The 12,318-nt window shown below is 63.1% G+C and carries 13 protein-coding genes and 1 pseudogene; 1 reads left to right on the top strand and 13 read right to left on the bottom strand.

The window, feature by feature from the left end; genetic code table 11:
* The 12 genes and pseudogenes from R3D65_RS09655 to R3D65_RS09600 form a co-directional block, all read right to left on the bottom strand.
* Nucleotides 1-1,315, bottom strand: a 1,315-nt coding sequence (locus tag R3D65_RS09655) for a multicopper oxidase family protein (protein ID WP_371274996.1), incomplete at its 3' end; no start/stop codon positions are given.
* Nucleotides 1,312-2,600 (bottom strand): annotated as a pseudogene (locus tag R3D65_RS09650) (multicopper oxidase family protein). The gene R3D65_RS09655 and the pseudogene R3D65_RS09650, both read right to left, overlap by 4 nt.
* A gap of 124 nt (nucleotides 2,601-2,724) precedes the next feature.
* Nucleotides 2,725-3,594, bottom strand: coding sequence for a cytochrome C (locus R3D65_RS09645; protein ID WP_371274995.1), 870 nt, complete (start codon nucleotides 3,592-3,594; stop codon nucleotides 2,725-2,727).
* A gap of 22 nt (nucleotides 3,595-3,616) precedes the next feature.
* On the bottom strand, nucleotides 3,617-4,189 hold the full coding sequence (locus R3D65_RS09640) for a cytochrome c (protein ID WP_371274994.1): 573 nt from the start codon (nucleotides 4,187-4,189) through the stop codon (nucleotides 3,617-3,619).
* A gap of 74 nt (nucleotides 4,190-4,263) precedes the next feature.
* Entirely contained in the window at nucleotides 4,264-4,686 is a 423-nt protein-coding gene (locus R3D65_RS09635) for a cytochrome c (protein WP_371274993.1), read from the bottom strand.
* On the bottom strand, nucleotides 4,683-5,078 hold the full coding sequence (cueR, locus tag R3D65_RS09630) for a Cu(I)-responsive transcriptional regulator (RefSeq protein ID WP_371274992.1): 396 nt from the start codon (nucleotides 5,076-5,078) through the stop codon (nucleotides 4,683-4,685). The genes R3D65_RS09635 and cueR overlap by 4 nt, the downstream gene beginning before the upstream one ends.
* A 99-nt stretch (nucleotides 5,079-5,177) precedes the next feature.
* Nucleotides 5,178-5,537 carry a hypothetical protein gene (locus tag R3D65_RS09625; protein WP_371274991.1) on the bottom strand — a complete coding sequence of 120 codons (360 nt, stop codon included), beginning with the start codon at nucleotides 5,535-5,537 and terminating at the stop codon, nucleotides 5,178-5,180.
* Between the two features lie 33 nt (nucleotides 5,538-5,570).
* The gene (locus R3D65_RS09620; protein WP_371274990.1) at nucleotides 5,571-7,919 is read right to left on the bottom strand and encodes a heavy metal translocating P-type ATPase; all 2,349 of its coding nucleotides are present in this window, start codon (nucleotides 7,917-7,919) and stop codon (nucleotides 5,571-5,573) included.
* Between the two features lie 107 nt (nucleotides 7,920-8,026).
* Nucleotides 8,027-8,479, bottom strand: coding sequence for a cytochrome c (locus R3D65_RS09615; RefSeq protein WP_371274989.1), 453 nt, complete (start codon nucleotides 8,477-8,479; stop codon nucleotides 8,027-8,029).
* Between the two features lie 8 nt (nucleotides 8,480-8,487).
* A complete protein-coding gene (locus R3D65_RS09610; protein WP_371274988.1) occupies nucleotides 8,488-8,961 on the bottom strand; it encodes a DUF411 domain-containing protein in 474 nt (157 codons plus the stop codon).
* A 17-nt stretch (nucleotides 8,962-8,978) separates the two neighbouring features.
* The gene (locus R3D65_RS09605) at nucleotides 8,979-9,542 is read right to left on the bottom strand and encodes a L,D-transpeptidase (protein ID WP_371274987.1); all 564 of its coding nucleotides are present in this window, start codon (nucleotides 9,540-9,542) and stop codon (nucleotides 8,979-8,981) included.
* Between the two features lie 63 nt (nucleotides 9,543-9,605).
* Entirely contained in the window at nucleotides 9,606-9,956 is a 351-nt protein-coding gene (locus tag R3D65_RS09600) for a hypothetical protein (RefSeq protein ID WP_371274986.1), read from the bottom strand.
* A gap of 586 nt (nucleotides 9,957-10,542) precedes the next feature.
* On the opposite strand from R3D65_RS09600, the gene R3D65_RS09595 reads away from it, so the two are divergent.
* Nucleotides 10,543-11,253 carry a DUF3102 domain-containing protein gene (locus tag R3D65_RS09595; protein ID WP_371274985.1) on the top strand — a complete coding sequence of 237 codons (711 nt, stop codon included), beginning with the start codon at nucleotides 10,543-10,545 and terminating at the stop codon, nucleotides 11,251-11,253.
* Nucleotides 11,254-11,745: 492 nt separating this feature from the next.
* Here the strand turns inward: R3D65_RS09595 and R3D65_RS09590 are convergent, their stop codons facing one another.
* The gene (locus tag R3D65_RS09590) at nucleotides 11,746-11,937 is read right to left on the bottom strand and encodes a hypothetical protein (RefSeq protein WP_371274984.1); all 192 of its coding nucleotides are present in this window, start codon (nucleotides 11,935-11,937) and stop codon (nucleotides 11,746-11,748) included.
* Between the last annotated feature and the right edge of the window lie 381 nt (nucleotides 11,938-12,318).

Genomic DNA, 12,318 nt, shown 5'->3' with positions numbered 1-12,318 from the left:
CACGAAATACCGCGCCGTGAACATGGAAGGGATGGGACAGCATCGGGCTCGAAACGACCCAGCGCTCCACCGTATCGCGCTTTACCTCAAGGTCGATCCGGTTCATGTCGAAGGGCCGGCCGTTGATCGCGAAACCGCCCATCATTCCGCCCCGGCGCATCATGCCTCCCATCATGCCACGCATTCCCATGTCGAGCGAGAAGCGGCGTGTCGCCACAACCTCCTGCGCCAAGGCAGGCAACGGATCGGAAAGACGGTCGGGGACGGTTCTGATGCGGGCCGGCAGCGTCTCGTCCACCAGCAGCGGCAGGACCGGAAACGAACCCGGGATCACGGCGTCCAACATCGCGCCAAAGCGTCCCATCATGCCTGCTGGTCCCTGGTTGGGGTCATCCCGGCTCATCAGTGTCGTCGGCTGTCCGCCAGTGAAATCGACAAGGATTTCCGCCCGCTCCCCCGGCCCGAGTTGCAGCACTTCAACGGCCACCGGTTCGGGCAGGTAGCCGCCATCGCTCGCGACCAGGTGAAGCGGCCGCCCGTCTTCGGCGAACAGGGAATAGATCCTGGCGTTGGAACCGTTGACGAGGCGGAGACGGACGACGGCGCGCGGAACTGCAGCCACAGGCGACGGCTGGCCATTGACAAGCATCGTGTCGCCGGTGAAACCGTGCATCACGTCCATCATCGACAGGTCATAGATCATGCGGCCCTGTTCATCGAAACGCCGATCCTGAAGGACCAGGGTGAGGTCATCAACGCCATATGAGGTTGGAAGTCCGCGGTCGTCGTCGCGGCCATCGGTCATATGGATGACCCCGGCAAGTCCGCGGTAGACGTGGCTGGCGGTCTGGCCATGAACATGTGTGTGATAGAACGGTGTTCCCGGCGCCTGGTCCAGATGCATGTCCGGAGACCAGACACCGCCCGGACGGATAGGCGAATGCGGGCCGCCATCATGCTCGCCCGGCACGATCAAACCGTGCCAGTGCACCGTCACCGGATCATCCAGCGCATTCTGAACCCGGGCGGCGAGCGGACCGTTGCGCATACGGACAGTCGGGCCAAGGTAAGCCTGGTTGTAACCAAACGTGCGCGACGGCGCGCCGCTGAAAAAGCGGGTTTCTCCGGAAAGTGCCGTGAGATCGAGCCTGCCGGTTTCCGTAGTGTCGAGCAGCGGCGGCATGGCCAGCCGGACACGGCCTTCAGCAAGGGCGACAGTGCTGACTCGCCCTCGCGTGAGGCCGTAACCAGCGGCTGCCGCAACAGTCAGCGCGCCTGTTCCCGCCAGAAGGGTTCTGCGATTGATCGTCTTCATGCCTTCACCTCGAACCAGCATGTCATGCCTGCGGCGGAATGTTCCAGCATGTGGCAATGATAGAGCCATTTGCCGGGATTGTCGGCGACGAAGGCGATCGCCGTCGTCTGCCCGGTCCGATCAGGAAAGTATCACGCCAGGGCTGGCCGTCATCCACGTCGGCGCCGCTTCGCGCGATCACCCGGAAATGATGACCATGCGTGTGCATTGCATGGGCGAAGGCCGTGTCATTCGTCGTCTCGATGATCACTGTCTCGCCGCGCCGTGCCGAGAATAGCGGCGCGTCCATCTTGTTGGCCTGCCCGTTGAAGGCCCATACCTGGCCTGTTCGGCGATAGTCCTCTCCCTCCAGCACCTTGCCCTTGTATGTGATCGATACCGGTCCGCCCATGGCTCCGCCGGCCATGTTCACCCTTATTTTTCTCGCATTGACGAGATCGGGCTCCGGCAGGGCGTTGAGGGGCAAGCTTGCCGGCAAGGGCTTTGGCTTCGTGCCGCCATCGCCGCTGACGGTGAACGCGGCAAGCGGGAACGGCTGGTCGGCGGAGACCTCTTCAAGCATGAAATCCTCATCCGGCACAACCAGCAGGTCAACGCGCTGGCCCGGTCCGAGAAGCAATGGCGCATAACCGAGAGGTGCCGCTGCCGGTAAGGGCTGACCATCCCAAGCCAGCACAAGGGCACCGAACCGCGACGGGTCGAGGGCAAGAATCCGTGCATTGGACACGTTGATCAGACGCAGCCGGGCCGGGCGGTCCCGCTCCATGTCAAAGGACGGCCTGTATTCGCCATTGACCGTTGGCCAGTTGCCGAGCCGTCCGCCATGGCTCCAGTCCATGATCGACCCGAAACTGGCGGTATCGAGCCTGCCATCCCGATCGAGCCGCCAGTCGTCGATCACGAGCGTCATATCCTGCGCGGGCGCAAAGACCGGCTCGCGCTCCTCCACGATCAGCGAACCGTAGAGGCCGCGCCCCACCTGGTTCCAGCTCTTGTTGTGGGCATGATACCAGTAGGTCCCGGCGTCGGGCGCCACGAAATCATAGTCGAACACAGCGCCCGGCGGCACTGCATCCTGTGTGAGCCCGGAAACGCCATCCATGGCATTGTCGATGCGGATGCCATGCCAATGGATGGATGTCGGCTCTTCCAGTTCATTGACGAGGCGCACCCGCACCCTTTCGCCCTGGCGGACGCGGATTTCCGGTCCCGGGCTCACGCCGTTATAGGTCCAGAGGCTGGACAAGGCGCTGTCCGCCCCGCCAAGCCGATGTTCCGACGGCATCGCCTTCAATTCGATAAAGCCGTCGCCGGCCCAGGCGGACCCGCCGGCGCGCGGCGACAGAAGGGAAGCAAGCAGCCCGCCACCGGCAAGGCCGAGAAATTGACGTCGGTCGGTTCTCATGGCGCTATTGGGTCTCCAGAAGATACGTTGCGATAGCCTTGCGATCGCTGTCGGTGAGAAATGCAGTGCCCTGATTGACGACCTCGCCCATGGCCCCGCCAAAGGCATCGCCATCGGGAAGCAGACCCGTCTTCAGGGCATAGGAAAGATCGGACACGGTCCATCCCCTGTCCTTCAGGCTGGATGGTGTTATGGCCGGCGCTCTTGCCGTTGCCCGGCAGCGAATCCGAACCTTGTAGCCGGTAGTCCGTCTGCCGGGCGCCAAAGGCATTGCGCGGCGTATGACAGGCACCGCAATGCGCGGGCCCTTCAACGATGTATTTTCCCGGTTCCAGATTTCGCTCCTGGCTGGATCGGGATTGAATGGCGCCAGATCGATGAAGGCGGCGCGCCAGAGCTTGAGACCGGCGCGAATGTTGAACGGAAAGCGTATGTCATGCGCTCCGGCATCAAGGCCTACTGGCGGCACGGTCTGGAACGCGGCCCAAAGATCGGCAATATCGCGATCGCTGAACCTGCCATAGAACGCATAGGGAAAAGCAGGATAATAGGGTGCGCCGGATGGCGAAATCCCCTGCCTAACCGCGCGGTCGAAGGTCTCAAGGGTCCATGCGCCGATCCCCTCCTGTCTGTCGGTTGTCAGGTTCGGCGTGACGAATGTCCCGAAGCCGGTCTTCAGCCGGACACCGCCGGCGAGCGGTGCTCCGCCGTTCTCGCCATCGGTATGGCAAGTGATGCAACCTGCCATGCGGGCCAGATAGGCGCCCCGCGACGCATCGCCAATGATCATGATCGGTTCGGTCTGCCGTCCAATCGGCCAAAAGGTAACGGCGGAGACGGCCGCGCCGGTCAGCACCAGCACGGCAGAAAGCATGGCAAGACCTCTGCGCATCGGTCTATTCATCTTCCATGCGATAGCGGCTGTGACAGGACGAACATGCCTGGGCGACCATGGCAAAAACACCGCTGGCTGGCATTTCAGCCAAGTGCGCGAGATCGGGAAGCGGCGCGCCACCACCCATCATCATGCCCTGACCGCCACCCATCATCATGCCTTGGCCGACACCCATCATCATGCCCTGGCGGTCGCTTTTGGCGATGCCGTTGTCGGCAGCCGCTTCCAGCCCGGAGGCCAGAACCTCCAGCCGCTCGGCCAAGGCCGTGAAATCCGCCCGTTCAGTCCAAACCTCCGGACGGGCCTCGGACGGCTCTCCATCACTGCCCTCGGGGAACAGACCGTCTATCTGCGCGGCATGGTCACGGATCGACCTTGCGCCGCTGCGCACCGTATCTGCGTCATAGGCGACCCTTCCCTGCATCATCGGCTTCAGCGCCTTCATGGTGTCACCCATGGATTCCATGGCCTCCATGCGTTCCTTTACAATTCCGGTGGCGCCGCCATGGGCGAAGGCGACAACTGCGCCCGCGAGCGAAAATGCCGCAGCTGCGACGATGGCTTTGCTCTTCATGTTTCTCTCCTTTTCCCACTGATGGCCCGTTGATCGGGTGTCATCCGTTCATGCGCATTGTTCGCGCATGCCGTCTATTCAATCCCGTTGGCCCGTTGCAACGTCCGCACATAGGCGGCGACCTTCTTCACCTCGTCATCGGTCACCTCCGGAACGGGCGGCATGTTGCCGAAGCGCCAATGATGGGAGATGACCCCGTTGCGCGCGGCGAGGATGAAGGACGCATCGGCATGGTGGCCGGGACGATAGATCGGATGGACCAGCGGCGGCCCCGATCCGTCGCGCCCGGCCGCATTTTTGCCGTGGCACGTCGCGCAATTGGCGTCGAAGACCGCCTTGCCCTCAAGCGCTGCGCCAGCGAGCGGCGGCACGGTGACATCGGCTAGGGCAGCACCGAAGCCCGGCGCTTTCCCGGAGCCATCATCCAGAAAAAGGCGAAGCCCCAGAAGTGCCAGGGCAATCGCCGCGATGGCGGCAAGCACGATGCGGTTGTTCATTGATCGCGCCCTCCGGCAAGGCTTTCGATGATCGGGCAGTCCGGCCGCTCGTCGCCATGGCAATGCTCCACCAGCACGGAAAGCGTTTCGCGCAGCGATTTCAGTTCCTTCATCTTGCGGTCGATCTCGGTGATCTTCTGTCGTGCCAGTGCCTTCACGTCGGCGCTTGCCCGGTGCTTGTCCTCATAGAGCGAGAGCAGCGTGCGGCATTCCTCGATGGTGAAGCCGAGGCTGCGGGAACGCTGGAGAAAGCGCAGCCGGTGGATGTCGGCCTCCGAATAATCGCGATAGCCGTTCTGTGCGCGATCCGGCTTGATGAGCGCGATGTCCTCGTAATAGCGGATGGTCTTTGGCGGGAGATTGGCGCGTTGCGCCGCCTGGCCGATATTCATGATCCTGTTCTCCTGTCATGGCGAAGCCGACGACGAGTCGTCGGTCGACGAGTGATCCTGATGGCGCTGCGCCGCGGAACCGGGCGCAGGCCGGGTGGATCAGACGGACATGGGAGGATGAAGGATGGCGCCGGGGTCGGCTTCCTGCAGGCTTTGCGCGAAAGGCGAGACCTGGATGCGGGGACCGCTGGAGACGAGGCCGACCGGATATGCGTGGACGAAACCGCCATCAATGCTGCAATGGCTCGCCTTTCCATGGGTCACGCCGACACCAGCCATGCCGGGACAGCAGGGATGTTCTTGCGCAGTCTCGACGGCAGGACCTTCGCGATGGGCATGGTCTTTGGCAGTGGTGGCGGCTGCCGTCTCCGCCTGTCGCGCGAGCGCCGGTTCGCCCGGCACACCTGGATGGGCGAGCATGAACACAAAGGCCAGACAGATCGCGAGAACCATGCGCATGGCTTACAAATAGACCTTCCCCTTGCCGGAAGGTCAAGTGTCGAGGTCGATACGGCGCAGTCGCAGCGAATTGGAAATGACCGAAACCGACGAGAGACTCATGGCCGCTGCCGCGATCATGGGCGACAACAGGGTTCCGGTCAGCGGATAGAGGATACCCGCTGCGATCGGGATTCCCGCCCCGTTGTAGACGAAGGCGAAAAACAGGTTTTGCTTGATGTTGCGCAGCGTCGCCCGCGCCAGGTTGCGCGCCCGCACGATGCCGGTCAGGTCGCCACGCAGCAGCGTGATGCCGGCGCTTTCCACCGCCACGTCAGCCCCCGTGCCCATCGCGATGCCAACTTCCGCCGCCGCCAGCGCCGGCGCGTCGTTCACCCCGTCGCCCGCCATGGCAACCTTGCGGCCCTTGCGGTGCAGTTCGTCGACCAGCTTCTTCTTGTCCTCCGGAAGCACTCCGGCGCGCACGTCGTCGATTCCAAGCGTTCCGGCCACGGCGCGCGCTGTCTGTTCATTGTCGCCGGTTGCCATGATGATGGTCAGGCCCGCCTTGTGCAGCGCCTCGATGGCAGCCGGGGTGCCCTCCTTGACCGGATCGAAAACCGCGACGATACCCGCGATCTGGCCATCCACGGCGAGGAACATCGCCGTCTTACCATCCGCGCGCAGATCCGCGACTTTGCCCGCGGCCTCGCCCACGTCGATGCCGGCCTCTTTCATGAGCGCGTCATTGCCCAGCATCAGCGCCTTGCCGGCCACTTCGCCCCTGACGCCCTTGCCGGTGACGGCTTCGAAAGCGGTGGCGTCTGCAAGCTCGAGTCCCCGGTCCTGAGCGCCCTCGACGATGGCCTCGGCCAGCGGATGTTCCGAGCCGCGCTCCAGGCTGGCCGCCAATGCCACCACCTGCGCATCCTCGAACCCGTTCACCGCTATCGCATCGGTGAGTTTCGGTCTGCCCTCCGTCAACGTGCCGGTCTTGTCCACGACCAGCGTGTCGACCCTGGCCATGCGCTCCAGCGCTTCGGCATCCTTGATCAGCACACCTGCTTGCGCGCCACGTCCCGCCGCCGTCGTGATGGAAATGGGCGTGGCCAGGCCGAGCGCGCAGGGGCAGGCAATGATCAGCACCGAGACGGCGGAGACAAAGGCGAAGGCAAGGGCCGGTTCCGGGCCGAAAACGGACCAGGCGATGAAGGAGACGATGGCCGCCAGCACCACCGCCGGCACGAACACCGACGAAACACGGTCTGCCATGCCCTGGATGGGCGCCCGCGACCGCCGCGCATTGGCGACCATGTCGACGATCTGCGACAGCATGGTGTCGGCACCGACCTTTGTCGCTTCCATGACGAAGGAGCCGCTGCCGTTGAGCGTGCCGCCGGTCACGCTGTCGCCCGCTGTCTTTTCGACGGGAACAGGCTCACCCGTGATCATGCTTTCATCGATGGAGGAATGCCCTTCAAGCAGGACGCCATCCACCGGCACGCTGTCGCCCGGGCGCACCCGCAGCCTGTCACCGGTCAGGATGTTTTCCAGCGGCGCGTCATACTCGTTACCGTCCGGTGTGATCCGCCGCGCAGTCTTCGGTGCAAGGTCCATCAGTGCCCGGATCGCATCGCCGGTCTTCTCCCGCGCGCGCAACTCCAGCACCTGCCCTACAAAGATCAGCGCGACGATGACGACCGCCGCCTCGAAATAGGTGCCGACACCGCCGTCGCCGCGATAATCGGCAGGGAACAGGTCCGGCAGGAACACGGCGAAAACGGAGTAGACATAGGCGGATGCGACGCCGATCGAGATCAGCGTCCACATGTTCGGCGAGACATTGACAATGGACGACCATCCGCGCCTGAAGAATGGCAGCGCCACCCACATGACCACTGGCGTCGCGAGAATGAACTCGGCGATGCCGGCTGTTCGGTGGCCGATCCAGTCGCGGACGGGAAGACCGGCCATCGGCCCCATGGTCAGGATTATCAGTGGCACGGCGGCTGCGACGGCGATCCACATGCGCCGCGTGAAGTCGATCAGTTCCTCATTCTTTTCGTCAGGCGCGGCAGTAACGGGCTCCAGCGCCATGCCGCAGATCGGGCAGCTTCCCGGCTCGTCGCGGACGATCTCCGGATGCATCGGGCAGGTATATTGCCGCGCCTTGCCATCCATGCCGGTCCTGCCCATGGCGCGGCCGCTGGCGAAGTGCCAGGGGTCCGCCTCGAAGCGGTCATGGCATTTGCGCGAACAGAAGTGATAGGTCTCACCCTTGTAGGATGCGGACAGCGTATCCTTGCCGGGCTTTACATGCATCCCGCAGACGGGATCGGTGACGGTATTGCCCGGGGCTTCGTGAACGTCGCGGGGATGATGCTGGTGATGCTCGTGTTCCATGACAAGAAGATGGGCTTTCCATCCACTGGAAGGTCAAGCAATGGCTTGAGGATCCCGAACTGCGGGACGAAACGGGCGCCACCGCGCCAGCCGGTGGCGCCCGCCACTCATTCACGCTCCCGGGCGTAGCGCGCATTCATCTGGTCATGCAGCGCACGCACCTCGTCCGGCCACTGCGCCTTGATCCATGACAGGACGGCGATGATCTCGTCGTCGCTCAGGATCTCGCCGTAGATGGGCATGTCGGACGTGTAGTTCTTGAGCCCTGCTGCTTTCACGATTCCCAATTTGGTGATGTCGAAAAGGATCTGGTCGGGATGATGCCAGGTATGGCCCGTTTCGTCATGCGGGGGTGCGGGCATGCGCCCGTTGTCCTTGCGCGTCCGCCAATCGGGTTCGCCTTCAAGGTCGGCCCCGTGGCAGGCGGCACAGTGATCCGAATAAATTGTCTCGCCGCGCGCCACGATTTCCCGCTCATCGGGCTCGAGGAGACCTGCCGCACCCGCCGGGCCGCCAAGTGCCAGTCCTGCAAGGAGCCCCGCGAGGGCCAGACCGCTCATCGATGCCCTCATCGGACACCCGCCTCGAAGAACACCGGTGTCGCGTCACCTGCGTGCCCGGAGAAGGAATGGACGGTGTAACGCGCGTTCTCGTCATGCCCCATGCCGAGCGATCCCTGCGGCATGCCCGGCACGGCTATGCCGCGGACATCCGGCCGCTCGCTCATCAGCTTGTCGATGGCTTCCAGCGGCACATGCCCCTCGACCACATATTTGCGGCCATCCACATCCAGCATGGCCGTGTGGCAGGCCACCATGTCGTCGGGCACGCCGGCATGGGCCTTCACCGGATCGAGGTTTTCCATGTCACGGATCTCGACGGCGAAGCCGGCCGCCTTCACCGCATCGACCCAGACCTCGCAGCAGCCGCACCAGGGCGACTTGTAGACGGTCATCGGAGCACCGTTGCCGGCCGCCAGCGCCGGCGCCGTCATGCCGCCGAGCAGAGTAAGGGCAAGAAGTTCGTTCCTGAACATATTCATCGGTTCTTTTTCCTGTCTCACATCACGACCACACGGGTGCCGACCGGCACGCGCTCGTAAAGGTCCTCGACGTGTTCGTTGATCATGCGGATGCAGCCGTTCGACACCGACCGGCCAATGGATGACGGCTCGGTTGTCCCATGTATGCGGAACATGGTGTCGCGTTTCCCGCGATAGAGATAAAGCGCACGGGCGCCCAGCGGGTTTCCCGGCCCGCCCGGCACGCCATTGGCATAGCGGGCGTAGCGGCGCGGATTGCGCCGGATCATGTTGTCGGTCGGACGCCAGGCCGGCCATTTGGCCTTGCGGCCGACAACGGCCGAGCCCTTGAAGGCCAGACCGGCCCTGCCGACACCCACGCCGTAGCGGCGCGCCTCGCCTTCACCCGTGACCAGGTAAAGGAAGTGGTTGTTGGTATCGATCACGATCGTTCCCGGTTCATGACCGGAGAACGCCACAATGCGCGGCTCGAACTGCGGATCGAGCGTGAAGCGTGCTCGCCGTTTGACCTGATGGGCTTGTGCGACAGCAGGCATGGCGAGCGTGACAGCCAGTCCGGCAAGGAAGATGCGTCTGTTCATTCCTGTCATTCCCGTTTGTCCGGTGCGTAACCAGCGCCCGGAAGGCCGGGCGCAACTCAAGGATCAGACGGGGATGGGGGGCTTCAGAAGCGACTGCGGAACGGGTGAAAATGGCTCGGGAGGCGCTTCGCCAATGGCGGCGGGCCCGGGCGGAGAAGCCATCACGACCACAAAGGGTATCAGTCCCGCGCAATCGGCCGGACAATGGGCATCGCCCGCCTGGCTGCCGGTCATGCCCTGGCAACATGGCACACCGGTCTGCCCTTTTTCGTCAGACCCTGTCGTGTCATGGCCGCCGGTCTGGCCGGATTCTGACACCGCATGGTTCATCGCGTTGTCAGCCATTGCGGCAGGGTGGGTGGCCACGAGGAACAGGGATGCGAGCAAGAGCAGGACGAAGCGCATAAGCATCATTTAGACGTTCAGGTGGCTGGAAGGTCAAGTGATCCTGTGCTGCACATCAAGGGATAAAATTCCAGCCGCGCCACCGGTCGGTCACAGATACCGGCGGGCTGCAGGCCCTTGACCTCGGGTGTCGTCGCTACGATCCCGCACCCGGGAATGGCTGACTCGGTAGCGGCACCCAGGAACCAAGGCGCTGCGCCCATGCGCCGGATCCCGCGACGTTGGCACGTCGAAGTCCTAGGAAACCCCGCATCTGCCATGGGGATGCGTTGGGGCGCCGCGAGCATCCCGGATCGAAGGCACCTGTGTTCGCCGTTATAGATTGACCAAGTCAACATGCATGGCCGCCAAGGTTGACGCTGGTTTACCTCGCGTTGACGGATTCCGCCCAACCGGAATTTTTGCCGGTGATCGGTCTACGTCATTCTCGCTCGATCCATCACCGGTGACCGGCAAGCGCCGCAAGCAAAAGCCGGATCAGCAGCGACCTGCTCAACGTCCGTGATTTCCTTTCAGCATCCCGCCTGCACGAGCGCTATAACAAGGTGCATCGAGAACTTGTGCAATGGAGCCACCATGCTCGAACTGATCAATGATGTCGAAATCAGCGAAACCGAACTTGACGCCATCGAGGCGCTCGAAATGCAGCGGACGAACCGGTCTGGAGCCCGCCCTGCCCGGCACGTGCCATGACCATGAAGGCATCGCCGTAGCCGACGCGGTTGAGATCCGTCAGATCGCAATTCGCATCCGCAGCCGGCAGCGCAGCCGCGTCGCCGACATGCTCGCGACCGGCGCTGATCTCGTCGCGGTGAAGGACAAGCTGAAGCACGGGCGATTCAAGGACTGGCTCAAGGCCGAATTCGACATGACGGATCGCACGGCACAGACCTACATGCGGGCTGCACGCGTCTTAGGCGAGATCAGGTCCGGCAAGGTTCTGTCAGAAAAGGACATCAGCGAGCGGATCAACACAGCCCGGGGCTCGCATGGCAGCAAGAAGTTGTCTGCCGCCAGCAATGCCGCTCAGCCGGTAGTCACGTCGACAGCGACTGGAACGATTGGCCCGGATGCTGCCGCCGAGGCTCAAGCAAGGGAAAAGGCCGCGAAGGCTGGCAGTTTGCTGAAGGAGCGGCTCGGAGCCGGTTTTCCGCGCGTCGCCAACTGGTTCAGCCGCATTCCGGCTGAGACGCTCGATATCTACAAGGAAGAATTGCTCAAGCTGGCCGGGACATCGTCCAGAACCAGTTCCGCCGCGCCCGCAAGCACAGGTGAACACGAGGCCGCGAATGCCGTGACTGCCTAAACGCTCATAGAGCGTCACCAGCGCGTTCCATCGCATCGACAGCACACACAGGCACTGCTGAACATACGGATCGCGCCAGCGAGCTTCCCTGAGTCAACCAGCGCATCACCACACACGAACGAGGCTGTTCCGACCATGACCCATCATCAAATGAGGTGGTCCCGTCCGGTGAGACAGAATTGCGGCTTGGCTAAGGTGGATCGGGAGCATCCCGACGGACGCACTGGACATCGTAAAGGAGGAAATGCTCAACGCGGCGTAGCCCGCCAACTCGGCACTACCGAGGCGCTCCGTCTCAAGGGCAGTGACTAAGCGCTGCAAATATGACGCAGCGCGCCTCGGTGGCATTGTAAATCATCCCGCGCCCTGCCGCACCCGAAAGAGCCGGCGCAGATGTCCGGTCAAAAAACGAAATCGTTGCGTATTTTCTATGGCTCGCATCGCTTGGCGACGTGAAAAACGATCCGCAACCACTTGAAGATGAGTCAGCATTCACTTATTATAGTGTTTGGTTGTGCAGGGCATCCCCGCCACGCCATGCGGCTCCACGACTGCGCCTTCGGGCAACGAACCCAACGAACGCTGCTTATTGACGAACGCGACGAACGCCACAAACGCCACGAACGCCACGAACGCCACGAACGCCACGAACGCCACGAACGCCACGAACGCCACGAACGCCACGAACGAACTGAACGTCGATGTCTTGTCAACAGGCGACGTGCCTCTTCCCGACCCGGGAATGCTAACGACCGCGGCCTTACAAATAAACGGTGAGCCCTCAAACCACGGGGGCGCTATGAGGCAGCCGCAGCCGAGCGGAAGATCGAGCCGCAAGCTCCCCGGACGTAGTAGTCCGGACGCCCGGCTCGGTTGTTGCCGTAGTTCAAAGAACGCAATCAAAGATCGCGGCAACGTGGTGAGAACTACGACCGCGTGTCGCGACCAGGTTGGAGTCAAGCCGGTCGCGATGCTGGTTCACTGCTTCGGCAATGAGCCTAACCGGATGGAGCCCTCGGGCTCGGGATTCGGAGCTTACGATCAGGTAATGCATCCCGCCTGATC

It is taken from the genome of Zhengella sp. (assembly GCF_041397485.1).
GTDB lineage: Bacteria > Pseudomonadota > Alphaproteobacteria > Rhizobiales > Rhizobiaceae > Zhengella.
This window is presented reverse-complemented; position numbering and strand designations above follow the sequence as displayed.